The organism is Pseudomonas iranensis (genome assembly GCF_014268585.2).
GTDB classification, from domain to species: Bacteria; Pseudomonadota; Gammaproteobacteria; order Pseudomonadales; family Pseudomonadaceae; genus Aquipseudomonas; species Aquipseudomonas iranensis.
Map to the genome: position 1 here is coordinate 5,015,685 of NZ_CP077092.1, position 13,810 is coordinate 5,029,494.

General features: G+C 56.9%; 15 protein-coding genes. 7 read left to right on the forward strand and 8 right to left on the reverse strand.

All coding sequences use genetic code 11. The annotated features are described in order from the left end of the window. The first annotated feature begins 88 nt into the window (after positions 1 to 88). Positions 89 to 268, forward strand: a complete 180-nt coding sequence (locus HU724_RS22505) for a PA3496 family putative envelope integrity protein (protein ID WP_041479865.1) — start codon at positions 89 to 91, stop codon at positions 266 to 268. Between the two features lie 88 nt (positions 269 to 356). Here HU724_RS22505 and HU724_RS22510 read toward each other — a convergent pair whose 3' ends face one another. Next, positions 357 to 983 (reverse strand): response regulator transcription factor, encoded by a 627-nt coding sequence (locus tag HU724_RS22510; protein ID WP_129997567.1) that lies wholly within the window; start codon positions 981 to 983, stop codon positions 357 to 359. A 431-nt stretch (positions 984 to 1,414) separates the two neighbouring features. Between HU724_RS22510 and HU724_RS22515 the strand changes: the two genes are divergently transcribed. Beyond that, positions 1,415 to 2,128, forward strand: coding sequence for a hypothetical protein (locus HU724_RS22515; protein WP_186567570.1), 714 nt, complete (start codon positions 1,415 to 1,417; stop codon positions 2,126 to 2,128). Positions 2,129 to 2,249: 121 nt separating this feature from the next. Here HU724_RS22515 and HU724_RS22520 read toward each other — a convergent pair whose 3' ends face one another. Further along, positions 2,250 to 3,467: an argininosuccinate synthase gene (locus tag HU724_RS22520; RefSeq protein WP_007953201.1), complete on the reverse strand. Its 1,218-nt coding sequence runs from the start codon at positions 3,465 to 3,467 to the stop codon at positions 2,250 to 2,252. Positions 3,468 to 3,596: 129 nt separating this feature from the next. After that, complete coding sequence (locus HU724_RS22525; protein ID WP_186567569.1) at positions 3,597 to 4,511, reverse strand: flagellar protein MotY; 915 nt, start codon at positions 4,509 to 4,511, stop codon at positions 3,597 to 3,599. A gap of 160 nt (positions 4,512 to 4,671) precedes the next feature. On the opposite strand from HU724_RS22525, the gene pyrC reads away from it, so the two are divergent. Together pyrC and rnt are read left to right on the forward strand one after the other, a co-directional pair. Continuing rightward, complete coding sequence (gene pyrC, locus HU724_RS22530; protein ID WP_186567567.1) at positions 4,672 to 5,718, forward strand: dihydroorotase; 1,047 nt, start codon at positions 4,672 to 4,674, stop codon at positions 5,716 to 5,718. Then, complete coding sequence (gene rnt / locus HU724_RS22535) at positions 5,715 to 6,389, forward strand: ribonuclease T (RefSeq protein WP_186567565.1); 675 nt, start codon at positions 5,715 to 5,717, stop codon at positions 6,387 to 6,389. The genes pyrC and rnt overlap by 4 nt, the downstream gene beginning before the upstream one ends. 57 nt (positions 6,390 to 6,446) lie before the next feature. Here rnt and HU724_RS22540 read toward each other — a convergent pair whose 3' ends face one another. Together HU724_RS22540 and HU724_RS22545 are read right to left on the reverse strand one after the other, a co-directional pair. Further along, positions 6,447 to 6,860, reverse strand: coding sequence for a hypothetical protein (locus HU724_RS22540; protein WP_186567563.1), 414 nt, complete (start codon positions 6,858 to 6,860; stop codon positions 6,447 to 6,449). A 1-nt stretch (position 6,861) separates the two neighbouring features. Further along, entirely contained in the window at positions 6,862 to 7,302 is a 441-nt protein-coding gene (locus HU724_RS22545) for a Panacea domain-containing protein (RefSeq protein WP_186567561.1), read from the reverse strand. A gap of 285 nt (positions 7,303 to 7,587) precedes the next feature. On the opposite strand from HU724_RS22545, the gene HU724_RS22550 reads away from it, so the two are divergent. Beyond that, positions 7,588 to 9,012 (forward strand): IS1182 family transposase, encoded by a 1,425-nt coding sequence (locus tag HU724_RS22550; RefSeq protein WP_217847177.1) that lies wholly within the window; start codon positions 7,588 to 7,590, stop codon positions 9,010 to 9,012. A 134-nt stretch (positions 9,013 to 9,146) separates the two neighbouring features. Here HU724_RS22550 and HU724_RS22555 read toward each other — a convergent pair whose 3' ends face one another. Next, positions 9,147 to 9,749: a peroxiredoxin gene (locus tag HU724_RS22555; RefSeq protein ID WP_003227723.1), complete on the reverse strand. Its 603-nt coding sequence runs from the start codon at positions 9,747 to 9,749 to the stop codon at positions 9,147 to 9,149. A 312-nt stretch (positions 9,750 to 10,061) separates the two neighbouring features. Here HU724_RS22555 and HU724_RS22560 point away from each other — a divergent pair, with 312 nt between their 5' ends. Both HU724_RS22560 and bfr read left to right on the forward strand, forming a co-directional pair. Next, a complete protein-coding gene (locus tag HU724_RS22560) occupies positions 10,062 to 10,280 on the forward strand; it encodes a bacterioferritin-associated ferredoxin (RefSeq protein WP_003227725.1) in 219 nt (72 codons plus the stop codon). Positions 10,281 to 10,480: 200 nt separating this feature from the next. Continuing rightward, a complete protein-coding gene (gene bfr, locus HU724_RS22565) occupies positions 10,481 to 10,954 on the forward strand; it encodes a bacterioferritin (RefSeq protein WP_016773403.1) in 474 nt (157 codons plus the stop codon). A 201-nt stretch (positions 10,955 to 11,155) separates the two neighbouring features. Here bfr and grxD read toward each other — a convergent pair whose 3' ends face one another. Together grxD and HU724_RS22575 are read right to left on the reverse strand one after the other, a co-directional pair. After that, positions 11,156 to 11,497: a Grx4 family monothiol glutaredoxin gene (grxD, locus tag HU724_RS22570; protein WP_186569763.1), complete on the reverse strand. Its 342-nt coding sequence runs from the start codon at positions 11,495 to 11,497 to the stop codon at positions 11,156 to 11,158. Between the two features lie 97 nt (positions 11,498 to 11,594). Then, entirely contained in the window at positions 11,595 to 13,700 is a 2,106-nt protein-coding gene (locus tag HU724_RS22575; protein WP_186569764.1) for a molybdopterin oxidoreductase family protein, read from the reverse strand. Between the last annotated feature and the right edge of the window lie 110 nt (positions 13,701 to 13,810).

The following is a 13,810-nucleotide window of genomic DNA, read 5'->3' on the forward strand; positions in this document are numbered from 1 at the left end:
ATCCATCGATTGAAAAAATCTTTTTTACCCGCCGCAGTAATGTCGATATAAGGAGCGCCAAAGGCAGTCTTAGCCGGGAGTTGACTTCATGAGTACCGACACAGAGCAACTGGATGTAGAAGAAGATCTTATTGCCACCGACGCCGATGAGGTCGAACCGGTGGTTGAAGTGGCCAAGACCAATCTTAGCAAGCGTCGCACAATCGACAACCTGCTTGAGGAGCGCCGACTGCAGAGGCAATTGGCCGATTACGATTATGACCTGTAACTATTGAAGGCCTCCCGAAACGGAGGCTTTTCATTTTCTGCGGCAACTGAACCTGATCGGCCCATGACGTTGTCAGTTGCCGGACCCTTCAGACAAGACCATTGCGCTGCGCCAGCTCGATCAGGTCAACTAGTGAACGCGCATTAAGCTTGAGCAACAAGCGCGTTTTGTAAGTGCTCACAGTCTTGTTGCTCAAAAACATGCCATCGGCGATTTCCTTGTTGGTCTTGCCGCGCGCCAACTGCTGCAACACCATCATTTCCCGCCCGGACAGGCGATCGACCATGTCCGCTTCACTTGCATTGCCCAGACTGGTGCGCACAGTATGCAGCGCCTGATTGGGAAAATAGCTGTAGCCGGATAGAACTGCCTTGATCGCACTCAGCAACTCGGTCAGATCCTGCTGTTTGCATACATATCCCGCAGCGCCTGACTGCATGCAGCGCATGGAAAAATGTCCGGGAGCCTGGGAGGTCAGCACCAGAACTTTCACCGGCATGGCGGTGGAAGTCAGGCGCGCAATAACTTCCAGCCCATCGAGTTTGGGTATTCCAATATCCAGAATGACAAGATCCGGCATTTGTTCGCGAGCAATTTGCAGTGCATCAACGCCGTTATCCGTTTCTGCAATGACTTCGTAGCCATGCCGTTCCATCAGCATACGCACCGCAAGTCGAATGACGGGATGGTCATCCACGATCAGCACTTTATTCATGGGCAAGTCCAGTTTTCGCTGTTCGAATTTTTAGAACACGCACGATATCCCAGTGACTTGCTTCAAAGCACAGCAACTTTTACACCCAGTTGCATCGAGAGACATTCCCTACAGGCATTGAGGATAATTCCCACAAATCGACCCGAGCTACACCACCACAACCGCACTTTTTTCTTTCAAGTCCGTACCAAACTCCCTTTTGATGCACGACTGTCCTACGCGGCGCCGACCTCTCATGCAGCAGATTTGACACTCGTCTTCCTGCTCTTGCCGAGTGCGTAGCAGACACATCAGGTAACGACCTGCCAACTCGCCAATCGCCGCGCCAACACCTGCTCCATAAAACTTGAAACAACAGTCTGAAACTTTAACCAATGCTTTTACTATAAATAGTAATACTCAACCTTCACCAAATCACATAGAACTCGAGCATGCTCAAGATAAAGAACAAGATAACCAACCCGATGACGGTTATCGCCATATTTGCCATCCTTTCGGAAACTTCCGCTGCGGTCTCGCTACCGTTTCTCGACAACAAGGATCGGGAAATTTATGTGTGGTTCCTGATCAGCTTTCCGTTTTACCTGTTATTTCTTTTTTTCCTCACCCTTAACTTTAACCACCGCTCACTCTATTCGCCTTCGGACTTCGGCAAAGACAAGAATTTTTTGAAGACGACAGAAAATCAGGAACGTGACGGCGAGCGAAAAGTACCGTTGCGAAAAACCGATGGATCGCGCGCTTTCGAAATAACGAGCTGCATCGTGTCAAGCAACCCTGCGGGAGGTGGAATCCAGCGCGCATGCAGAACTCACAATTCGCCCGACCCGCCACTTGCTATGGCCAGTCAGGCCAACCCGGTCGTCCAGGCGATCAAGCTGTCACCGCTGATAAGCGAACTGAACATCATCGATGCCAGAGACGTTGATGCACCCAGAGAATTCGATGCGATTCTCGAAACTCTGCGGGGGACCGATAAAAAAACCGCGCGAGTGTTGGTCTTTCTATCCAATCACGTCTCGGACTCGCCGGCTCACACGGCATTGCAGCAGATCAGACAAGCAAAGAAAGGCTCAGGTGCGACGCTGTGTATCGTTTACAACCTGTGCTCACAAACAGTCACGTTGCTGGGAAGAACAAGCTGACAGATGAGTCATGCGCTGCACGCGGGAAGACGAGAGACCAGCCTGATGATCAGACAAAATTCCAAAAAAAAGGCGGCCCCGAACAGGCCGCCTTTTTTTATTGCGCGTCGGTCCGAATAAATCAGAACAACTTGCGGCCCTTGTTGGCAGCAATACGCATGCGCAGCGCGTTGAGCTTGATGAAGCCCGCCGCATCGGCTTGGTTGTAAGCGCCGCCATCTTCTTCGAAGGTGGCGATGTTGGCGTCGAACAGCGAATCGTCGGACTTGCGACCGGTGACGATGACGTTGCCCTTGTACAGCTTCAGGCGCACTACGCCGTTCACGTTGACCTGCGAAGCGTCGATCATCTGTTGCAGCATCAGACGCTCAGGGCTCCACCAGTAACCGGTGTAGATCAGGCTGGCATACTTGGGCATCAGCTCGTCTTTGAGGTGAGCAACTTCGCGATCCAGAGTGATCGACTCGATGGCGCGGTGAGCGCGCAGCATGATGGTGCCGCCCGGGGTTTCGTAGCAGCCACGGGACTTCATGCCGACATAACGGTTTTCGACGATGTCGAGACGACCGATGCCGTGCTCGCCGCCGATCTTGTTCAGCGTCGCCAGTACGGTGGCCGGGGTCATTTCGACGCCGTCCAGCGCGACGATGTCGCCGTTGCGGTAGGTCAGTTCCAGGTACTGCGGGGTGTCGGGAGCCTTCTCCGGGGAGACGGTCCAGCGCCACATGTCTTCTTCGTGCTCGGTCCAGGTGTCTTCCAGCACGCCGCCTTCATAAGAGATGTGCAGCAGGTTGGCGTCCATCGAGTACGGGGATTTTTTCTTGCCATGGCGTTCGATCGGGATCGCGTGCTTCTCGGCGTAGTCCATCAGCTTCTCGCGGGACAGCAGGTCCCACTCGCGCCAAGGGGCGATCACTTTCACGCCTGGCTTGAGCGCGTAGGCGCCCAGTTCGAAGCGCACCTGGTCGTTGCCCTTGCCGGTGGCGCCGTGGGAAATGGCGTCAGCGCCGGTTTCGTTGGCGATTTCGATCAGGCGCTTGGCGATCAGCGGACGGGCGATGGAAGTACCCAGCAGGTACTCGCCTTCGTAAACGGTGTTGGCGCGGAACATCGGGAACACGAAATCACGCACGAATTCTTCGCGCAGGTCGTCGATGTAGATTTCTTTGACGCCCATGGCCTGAGCCTTGGCGCGGGCCGGCTCGACCTCTTCGCCTTGACCGAGATCAGCGGTGAAGGTCACCACTTCACAGTTATAAGTATCCTGCAGCCACTTGAGGATCACCGAAGTGTCCAGGCCGCCGGAATACGCCAGAACGACCTTGTTTACGTCCGCCATGCCATCACTCCACGGGGTTCTACGGAAAGCGGGGGAGTCTACCGCTCAAACGCGATAATTTACAGAGGCGCGACAGCTTAAGACGACAAAGCGACAGAATCTGTCGAGAGCGCGACGATGACCGGCGGGTCAGGAAGTCGCTGCGGCCGTGGCCGGCGTACTCGCTTGCGGCGCCGGAGCCGGGGCGGTAGTCGGTGCGGCGCGCGACAATTTCACGTTGACCCGACGGTTCTTCGCACGATTGGCCTTGCTGGTGTTGGGCACGATCGGATACTGCTCGCCGTGGAAACGCACGGTGATCTGCGATTCCTGAATGCCGTTGGCCTTGAAGAAATCCACCACCGCCAGCGCGCGGCGGCGCGACAGTTCGCGGTTGGTCAGACGATTGCCGCTGTTGTCGGAGTGACCGTCGAGGTCAATGTGGTTCACCGTCGGGTCGGCCTTCATGTATTCGAGCATCACTTGCAGCTTGGCCTTGGCAGCCGGGTCCAGCTCAACGCCTTCGCCGGGGAAGCCGATCTGCGACTGCTTGATCTGGTCGAAATTCTGCGGCAGCAATTTCGCCACACAGCCTTGATAGTCGTTGAACGCCTTGCTGAATTTCACCGGCAACAAACGCACTTCGGAGACGCGGCCATCGCCAGACGCACGACGTACCACCGGGCTGCGACCGTCGAGCAGACCGCTGATCAATCCCCCGGCCTGGGATTGCGAGCTGTTGAACAACACATTGCCGCTGCCCAGACGCACAGAGCCCAGATTGATGTCGCCACGCCCTGGCTGCCACGGTGCAGCGGCAGCGAGCAAGGTCGCCGAACCGCCGCCAAGCATGGCGTTGTAGGCATTCAGGCGAAAGATCGCCTGTTCACCGGCCTTGCGCACGAACTCGCCCGAGCCGAAATCGGTGATCGGCTGCGTCAGGCGGCATTCGAACTGGTCGCCGGCGACCGTCCACTCAATGTTCTCCAGACGGGTCTGGTAAGTCAGCGCCATCGCGGGAAGGCTGGCAAACACACTGAGCAGGGCTAAATAACACTGGCGCACGGGAGGCTCCATTGGCTTGTGAAACACAAACACCGATTCACACAATGTTTACGGCATACCTTCGGGATATCGGACGCGTGTGGCAAAACTTGATAGCGGGTGCCTGCAAGAGTCTTTTCCGGTAGCATTCGCCTCAGTTTGACCCGCCTGGAATCCCCTCATGTCCGACCGCCTGACCCTGCTGCGTCCCGACGACTGGCACATTCATCTTCGCGATGGTGCCGTGTTGACCAATACCGTTGCCGATGTGGCCCGCACCTTCGGGCGCGCGATCATCATGCCGAACCTGGTACCGCCGGTGCGCAACGCCGCTGAAGCCGACGGCTATCGTCAGCGCATTCTCGCTGCCCGCCCGGCCGGCAGTCAGTTCGAGCCGTTGATGGTGCTGTACCTCACCGACCGCACCCAACCGGAAGAAATTCGTCAGGCCAAGGCCAGCGGTTTCGTCTACGCCGCCAAGCTGTACCCGGCCGGCGCGACCACCAACTCCGATTCCGGCGTGACCAGCATCGACAAGATCTTCCCGGCGCTGGAAGCCATGGCCGAAGTCGGCATGCCGCTGTTGATCCACGGTGAAGTCACCCGTGGCGACGTCGATGTATTCGACCGCGAAAAGATTTTCATCGACGAGCACATGCGCCGCGTGGTCGAGCGTTTCCCGACGCTGAAAGTGGTGTTCGAACACATCACCACCGGCGACGCCGTGCAATTCGTCAACGAGGCTTCGGCCAACGTCGGCGCGACCATCACCGCGCATCACCTGCTTTACAACCGCAACCACATGCTGGTTGGCGGGATTCGGCCGCACTTCTACTGCTTGCCGATTCTCAAGCGCAACACCCATCAGGAAGCCTTGCTCGACGCGGCCACCAGTGGCAGCGCCAAATTCTTCCTCGGCACCGACTCGGCGCCCCACGCCCAGCACGCCAAGGAAGCCGCCTGCGGTTGCGCCGGTTGCTACACCGCCTACGCCGCCATCGAGATGTATGCCGAAGCGTTCGAACAGCGTAACGCGCTGGACAGGCTCGAAGCCTTTGCCAGCCTCAACGGCCCGCGCTTCTACGGCCTGCCGGCAAATACCGATCGCATCACCCTGGTCCGTGAAGAATGGACCGCCCCGACCAGTCTGCCATTTGGCGAGCTGACCGTTATCCCGCTGCGCGCCGGTGAAAAACTGCGCTGGCGCCTGCTGGAGGAACACGCGTGAGTGAAGACAATTTCGACGATGAACTGGACGGTCAAGGTGGCGGCGGTTCCCGTCATCCGATGGCAGCGCGTTTTCGCGGCTACCTGCCGGTTGTCGTCGACGTAGAAACCGGTGGCTTCAACGCAGCCACCGATGCCTTGCTGGAGATTGCCGCGACCACCATCGCCATGGATGAAAAGGGTTTCGTCTACCCGGATCACACCTACTTCTTCCGCGTCGAGCCATTCGAAGGTGCGAACGTTGAAGCGGCAGCGCTGGAGTTCACCGGGATCAAGCTCGATCATCCGCTGCGCATGGCCGTCAGCGAAGAAACCGCGCTGACCGACATCTTCCGTGGCATCCGCAAGGCGCTGAAAGCCAACGGCTGCAAGCGGGCAATTCTGGTCGGGCACAACAGCAGTTTCGACCTGGGCTTCCTCAACGCAGCAGTTGCGCGCCTGGACATGAAGCGCAACCCCTTCCACCCGTTCTCCAGTTTCGACACCGCGACCCTGGCGGGTCTGGCGTATGGTCAGACCGTGCTGGCGAAAGCCTGTCAGGCGGCCGGCATCGATTTCGACGGTCGTGAAGCGCACTCGGCGCGTTACGACACCGAAAAGACCGCTGAGCTGTTCTGCGGCATCGTCAATCGCTGGAAGCAGATGGGCGGCTGGGAAGACTTCGACGACTGATCCTCGACGAACAATCCCGCGCATGAAAAAACCGGCCACGTGGGCCGGTTTTTTGGTTTAGTGCTTATAGAGCTTAAATTCTCGATCAATCCACACGACGTGAAAAACTCGATGGTTCTTGTAACCCACCATTGCTACGCGTTCGAAAGCCCGAAACACCAGCAATCTGACATCACCTGTTAAAAAGTCAGGTATCCCTACTTTAAGGCTGTTTCTCTCAATCGTTTCACATCCATACCGGTGCCTATGCTCTCTGCGCAGTTCTCTCCACGGCATCTTTCCCCAGATCCTGAGACGCTCAAGCATTTTGGACCGTTCGACAGCCTCACAATCCTGGATGCACCAGCCATTCTGCAAATACTCAAATGAAAAAACCGGAGGTCGCGCTTCCGATGAATCCATTTCGATAGCGGACGTCCTTGCCGTTAGTGTAACCGCCGCATCGCGTTCCCTGCGTTTGAACTTGGCCATTTCAGTTCACCAAATGCTCCCGGAAATACTCCTGCATTTCGCAGGCAGGAATTTCTCGGCTGAACTCCCCTTCCTTGTAGTTTCTACGCCAAGGAGCTTCTTCATGCGTCAACTGACGTAGTTTCCATGCCGAGAATTGGCCATAAACGTCGAACACTTCGTTGAGCAGACTTTGTTGTTTAGCACTGAAAACATCGGGGTTGAAATCACTTGGAGGAGGAATGGCACTTGATCCAAATTGGCTGAATCTTCGATATAGATCCGGAACCACCGGCCCGTGCATCCACGCCTCCAGCGTTTCAGGGAAGAGAGCCTCGCCATGGACGGCCAGACTGAACCCTTGAGCGTAGTAAACCAATTTTTGAATTTTGAGATTGGAGATCTCGCCTTCATGCCCTTCCAGGCAGAGGAAATAATCCGCAACGTCCAAGCTACTCGGCATTTGAATCCCCTTCTGCGTCATGCAATCCCTTGCACCGTCCTTACTTTAAATCAGGCGCGATTGAGGCCAGGGCAGTGGCCCATGTAACCCGATGTCGCTGTGGACAACCCTATCCAACCACTGTTCAGTCAACCAGTATTTTTTCCTGGCATTTGAAACAAATGATGCCGAGAGGCTTTCTCTGTATAAAAAAACCGGCCACATGCAGACTGTGTGAAAACCTAGCAATCTGCGCAGCGCTCAAAGAAAATGCTCCGTATCGAAAGATACGGAGCATTTTTCGTTATGGCCTACATCCAGGGACAGTCCCGCAGCCAGACCAGCCTGTTTCCGGTCTCGCTGGAAGAGTTGATCCCCGAGGATCACCTCGTTCGCGTTATCGATCTTTACGTCGCCAAGCTGGATCTGGCTCGACTGGGCTTTGATAAAGCACTTCCCAAAAGCACCGGCCGTCCCTCTTACGATCCAGCGGATCAGCTCAAACTCTACCTCTACGGCTATTTCCAGCGGATTCGCTCATCACGACGGCTCGAAGCCGAGTGCCAGCGCAACGTCGAAGTGATGTGGCTGATCAATCGACTCAAGCCTGATTTCAAGACCATCGCCGATTTCCGTAAAGACAACAAAGCCGCTTTCATCGCGACGTGCCGGGCCTTCGTGCAGTTTTGCCGCTCAGCGGGGCTGATAACCGGCGAGTTGGTGGCCATTGATGGCAGCAAATTTCAGGCGGTCGCCTCTTCACGGCGTCATATGAATTTGAAGCGGCTCCAACATCAAGAGCAGAAGCTGGAGAAGCGCATCGCCCACTATTTGGCAGAGCTGGACGAGGCAGATAAAACCGAAGCCGGCGAGAAGATTGACCGCAATGCAATCAAGGCGACTTTGGCGCAACTTAAAGTCAGGCATTCCAATAACTTGACGTGCCAGGCGCTGATGAAATCCATGGAGCTTGAGCAATTCAATACCCACGAAAGCGATGCGCGAATGCTGCGAACGCACAAAGGGCCTCGGGTCGGGTACAACGTGCAGACAGCCGTGGACGCTGAAAACTGCATGATCGTGCATCATGAAGTGACTCAGGACAGCGATGATCGCAAGCAACTTGAACCGATGGCCAAGGCCGCCAAGGAACAACTTTCACAAGATGAACTGACGGTCACCGCGGATGCGGGCTACTCCAATGGCAAGCAGTTCCAGGCATGTGAGGATGAGAACATCACGGCTTATGTGCCTGTGGCGCGATCACTCAACTCCTGCGGCAAGGAGCAGATATTTTTCGATCGAACAGCATTTGCCTACGATGCGTCGCAAGATCGATATCAATGCCCTGCCGGAAAATGGCTGATCTTTAAGCAGATCAGCAACAAAGGCCGGATCTACCAAGCGAAGGTCAGCGACTGCGCAAGCTGCCCGATTAAAGCGAAGTGCACCGACGCCAAACGCCGATACATCTCGCGCCATCTGCACGAACAGGCTTTCGAGCGAATGGAGCAGCGAATGCAGGCACATCCCGAAATGATGGTCAGTCGACGATCCATCGTCGAACATCCCTTCGGCAACCTTAAACAGTGGTTATTTGGTAACGCTCGCTTCTTGCTGCGACAGCTTGAAGGCGCGAGAGCTGAAATGGCCTTGGCGGTGAACGCCTACACCCTGAAAAGAGCAATTAACGTGTTGGGCGTGCGCCAGATGATGGCGCTGATGGGCTGAAACGCCTTTTTTCGTTTGCTGTGAGCACAAAAGCAAACGCCCCGAACAAGTCGGGGCGTTTGCTGGAACCACCATCAGTGCGTTTTCACACAGTCTGACATGGGCCGGTTTTTTTTGTACCTCGACGTTGCGCCTTACAGGGCCGCAGCGTTCTCGGTCAGGTAAGCCGCAACGCCTTCCGGCGAAGCGTTCATGCCTTTGTCGCCTTTTTTCCAGTTGGCCGGGCAGACTTCGCCGTGCTCTTCGTGGAATTGCAGCGCGTCGACCAGACGGATCAGCTCTTCCATGTTACGGCCCAGCGGCAGGTCGTTGATGATCTGCGAGCGAACCACGCCTTTGTCGTCGATCAGGAACGCGCCACGGAACGCCACGCCGCCTTCGGATTCAACGTCGTATGCCTTGGCGATGTCGTGCTTCATGTCGGCAGCCATGGTGTATTTCACCTGGCCGATGCCGCCATTGTTCACTGGAGTGTTGCGCCAGGCGTTGTGGGTGAAGTGCGAGTCGATCGACACAGCGATCACTTCAACGTTGCGTGCCTTGAAGTCAGCCATGCGGTTGTCCAGAGCGATCAGCTCGGACGGGCAGACGAAGGTGAAGTCCAGCGGGTAGAAGAACACCAGGCCGTATTTGCCTTTGATGGCCGAGGACAGGGTGAAGCTGTCAACGATCTCGCCATTGCCGAGTACGGCCGGGACGGTGAAGTCTGGGGCTTGTTTGCCTACGAGTACGCTCATTGATATCTCCTGGTGTAGAAACTTGAAGTTCAGGGTCCGGGCCAGCCTGTCACCCTCAGGCGACAGCCCTGTGACACGAACCCTCTTCGCAAGGGACGACCATCATACACTGCGTGTTTGGCCTGTCCGTAACGGATTTTCCCTGTTCGGTTATCCACTGCGTATTCATGGGGCCAGACGCGCATTTGGAAAATACCGTTCGTCAGTCGCTGGGAAATTGGCTGCGAAGCGTTCCGAAAGCACTTTGACAATCATTCTCGTTAACATTAAGATCCATCGCAATTGAGTCACAACCAGCGACGGTTCTTACTTATGTATGTTTGCCTCTGCACTGGCGTCACCGACGGACAGATCCGCGAAGCGATCTATGAAGGTTGCTGCAGCTATAAAGAAGTTCGCCAGGCCACCGGCGTCGCCAGCCAGTGTGGCAAATGCGCCTGCCTTGCCAAGGAAGTGGTGCGCGAAACCCTGACCAAGCTGCAAACCGCCCAGGCCGCGATCCCTTACCCGGTAGAATTTACTGCTGCGTAAATGCCCCATTTCAAAGAACCGGACTAGATGTCCGGTTTTTTTATGCCTGAAAATCAATTGCTTAGCGTCCAGACGCGGAACACAAACATTCTTATTCCGATTAATTTTCATTTATTATTCAATAACTTAGGTTTGACACTTATAACTGCCAAGCTCAAACTCCGCCTTATATACGGTTAATACAGGGCAGGACTCCGATCATGAAAGGCGACATTACAGTCATCCAGCATCTCAACAAGATCCTCGCCAATGAGCTGGTCGCGATCAATCAGTACTTCCTGCATGCGCGCATGTATGAAGATTGGGGTCTGAACAAGCTCGGCAAGCACGAATACCACGAATCCATCGACGAGATGAAACACGCGGACAAGCTGATCAAGCGCATCCTGTTCCTTGAAGGCCTGCCGAATGTGCAGGATCTGGGCAAGCTGCACATCGGCGAGCACACCCGCGAGATGCTCGAATGCGACCTGCGCATCGAAAAGACCGGCCATGCCGACCTGAAAGCCGCCATTGCCCATTGCGAAACCGTTGGTGACTTCGGCAGCCGTGAACTGCTCGAAGACATTCTCGAGTCGGAAGAAGAACACATCGACTGGCTGGAAACCCAGCTCGGCCTGATCGACAAGATCGGCCTGGAAAACTATCTGCAATCGCAGATGGGCGAAGAGTAGGAGCTGTCGAGTGAAACGAGGCTGCGATCTTTATCGATTTCAGCCTTGATACTCAGTCAACTCGTATAACCAACAAAAAGCCCCGCCCTCTTTCGAGGTGCGGGGCTTTTTGCTGGCCGAAGATCAAAAGATCGCAGCCTCGTTTCACTCGACAGCTCCTACGGGAGACGCGTCGTCGAGCGAAACTCCATGAACGTAGAATCAGGCTTCGGACTTGTTCGCCGCTGCCGCTTCGACAGCCGCCTTGATGGTGCTTTGCAGCGAACCGTCTGCAGCCATCTCGGTCATGATGTCGCTGCCGCCGATCAGCTCACCGCCGACCCACAGTTGCGGGAAAGTCGGCCAGTTGGCGTACTTTGGCAGGTTGGCGCGGATTTCCGGGTTCTGCAGGATGTCCACGTACGCGAACTTTTCACCACAGGCCATCACGGCTTGCGCAGCTTTTGCGGAGAAGCCGCACTGCGGCGCATTCGGCGAGCCTTTCATGTAAAGCAGAATGGTGTTGTTGGCAATCTGCTCTTTAATCGTTTCGATGATATCCATGGAGCACCTCGGCTGAACTTTCCGACTCAGAGGTCGGCACGGTGGCGCATTGTAACGGAATCCCGAGCGCCATGCTCGGTCTCCCCGACAGACCCGCTCAGGCCGCCGCCACCGTCACCGGCACACCGTTCAACGCCGCGTTGCCCGACAGTTCGTCGAGCTGGCACTCGTCGGTCAGGTCGTTGGCGCTCGATCCCGGCTGGCCACTGGCGATTGCCATCTGCACGCCCGGGCGCGCATGGCCCCAACCGTGGGGCAGGCTGACCACGCCTTTCATCATGTCGAGACTGGCGAGCACTTCCACCTCGATCTGCCCGACCCGCGAACTCACCCGAACCCGCTGCCCATCGGCCAGACCACGGCTGGCCAGATCATCCGGGTGCATCAGCAACTGATGCCGCGGCTTGCCCTTCACCAGCCGATGAAAATTGTGCATCCACGAATTATTGCTGCGTACATGGCGGCGACCGATCATCAACAATTCATCGGCTGCCGGCGCCTGCAACGCGGCAAAGCGTGCGAGGTCGGCGAGGATCTCCGGGGGTGCAGCCTGAATACGTTGATCCGGCGTTTTCAGACGTGACGCCAGATTCGGCTTCAGCGCCCCCAGGTCAATGCCGTGCGGATGATCGAACAGCGTCGCCAACGACAACTTGTGCTCGGACGCATCGCCGTAGCGGCCCATGCGCAGGCCCATGTCGATCATCTTCGCCGGCGGCATCGTCGGTTTCAGCTCCTTGGCGGTTTTCTCGGCGAAGGCCTTGGCCAGCCCGACGAAGATCTCCCAGTCGTGCAGCGCACCCTCGGGCTTGGCGAGGATGGCGCGATTGAAGCGGGTCACGTTACGCACCGCGAACAGGTTGAACGTGGTGTCGTAGTGATCGTTTTCCAGTGCCGAGGTCGACGGCAGGATCAGATCGGCATAACGCGTGGTTTCGTTGATGTACAGGTCGATGCTGAGCATGAAGTCGAGGCCGTCCAGCGCCTGCTCCAGTTGCCGGCCGTTGGGTGTCGACAACACCGGGTTGCCGGCAACGGTGATCAGCGCGCGGATCTGCCCCTCGCCCTCCGTGAGCATCTCTTCGGCCAATGCCGATACCGGCAACTCGCCGCCGTATTCAGGACGCCCGGAAACGCGGCTCTGCCATTTGTTGAAATGCCCGCCCGAGGTCGACGCCACCAGATCCACCGCCGGCTCGGTGCAAAGAGCACCGCCAACGCGGTCGAGATTGCCGGTGACCAGATTGATCAACTGCACCACCCAATGACAGAGGGTGCCGAAGGCCTGGGTCGAGACGCCCATGCGCCCGTAGCAGACCGCACTCGGTGCGGCAGCGAAGTCGCGCGCCAGTTGGCGAATCTGTTCGGCAGGCACTGCGCAGAGCGGGCTCATCGCTTCGGCACTAAACGCAGCCACGGCGCTGCGCACCTCGTCGAGGCCATCGACCGGCAAATGGCTGTCGCGGGTCAGGCCTTCGCTGAACAGCGTATTGAGCATGCCGAACAACAGCGCCGCATCGCCGCCCGGGCGGACGAAAACGTGTTGATCGGCCATCGCTGCGGTTTCGCTGCGGCGCGGATCGACTACCACCACTTTGCCGCCGCGCGCCTGAATCGCCCTCAGGCGCTTCTCGACGTCCGGCACGGTCATGATGCTGCCGTTGGACGCCAGCGGATTGCCGCCGAGGATCAGCATGAAGTCGGTGTGATCGATATCGGGAATCGGTAACAGCAAACCGTGGCCGTACATCAGGTAGCTGCTGAGGTGGTGCGGCAGTTGATCGACCGACGTTGCCGAGTAGCGATTGCGGGTTTTCAGCAACCCCAGGAAGTAATTGCTGTGAGTCATCAGGCCGTAGTTGTGCACGCTCGGATTGCCCTGATACACCGCAACGGCGTTCTGCCCGTGACGTTCCTGAATCGCCGCGAGTTTCTCGGCCACCAGCGCAAACGCCTCGTCCCACTCGATCGGCAGCCATTCGCTGCCGACGCGGCGCATCGGCTGACGCAGGCGATCGGGATCGTTTTGAATGTCTTGCAGAGCCACGGCTTTCGGGCAGATATGGCCGCGGCTGAAGGTGTCGAGGGCATCACCCTTGATCGAGGTGATCGCGACGTTGCCATCGGTTTCCGTGGTTTCGATGGTCAGCCCGCAAATGGCTTCGCACAGGTGGCATGCACGGTGGTGAAGAGTCTTGGTCATGGCCAGTCTCTGTCTTGTTCGGGAGCAGGCAATCACGCCCGCGGGAACAAAACTATGGCCCGTGCGCAGAGACGGCGCCAGCGACGTTCGTCTTGTGAATCGACGGTTAT

Coding starts and splice junctions, on each gene's coding strand:
- HU724_RS22520 (WP_007953201.1), bottom strand. CDS start 3,467: ATGGCGGACGTAAACAAGGTCGTTCTGGCGTATTCCGGCGGCCTGGAC.
- HU724_RS22560 (WP_003227725.1), top strand. CDS start 10,062: ATGTATGTTTGCCTCTGCACTGGCGTCACCGACGGACAGATCCGCGAA.
- HU724_RS22545 (WP_186567561.1), bottom strand. CDS start 7,302: ATGCCGAGTAGCTTGGACGTTGCGGATTATTTCCTCTGCCTGGAAGGG.
- HU724_RS22540 (WP_186567563.1), bottom strand. CDS start 6,860: ATGGCCAAGTTCAAACGCAGGGAACGCGATGCGGCGGTTACACTAACG.
- grxD (WP_186569763.1), bottom strand. CDS start 11,497: ATGGATATCATCGAAACGATTAAAGAGCAGATTGCCAACAACACCATT.
- HU724_RS22555 (WP_003227723.1), bottom strand. CDS start 9,749: ATGAGCGTACTCGTAGGCAAACAAGCCCCAGACTTCACCGTCCCGGCC.
- bfr (WP_016773403.1), top strand. CDS start 10,481: ATGAAAGGCGACATTACAGTCATCCAGCATCTCAACAAGATCCTCGCC.
- pyrC (WP_186567567.1), top strand. CDS start 4,672: ATGTCCGACCGCCTGACCCTGCTGCGTCCCGACGACTGGCACATTCAT.
- HU724_RS22505 (WP_041479865.1), top strand. CDS start 89: ATGAGTACCGACACAGAGCAACTGGATGTAGAAGAAGATCTTATTGCC.
- HU724_RS22515 (WP_186567570.1), top strand. CDS start 1,415: ATGCTCAAGATAAAGAACAAGATAACCAACCCGATGACGGTTATCGCC.
- HU724_RS22550 (WP_217847177.1), top strand. CDS start 7,588: ATGGCCTACATCCAGGGACAGTCCCGCAGCCAGACCAGCCTGTTTCCG.
- HU724_RS22575 (WP_186569764.1), bottom strand. CDS start 13,700: ATGACCAAGACTCTTCACCACCGTGCATGCCACCTGTGCGAAGCCATT.
- HU724_RS22510 (WP_129997567.1), bottom strand. CDS start 983: ATGAATAAAGTGCTGATCGTGGATGACCATCCCGTCATTCGACTTGCG.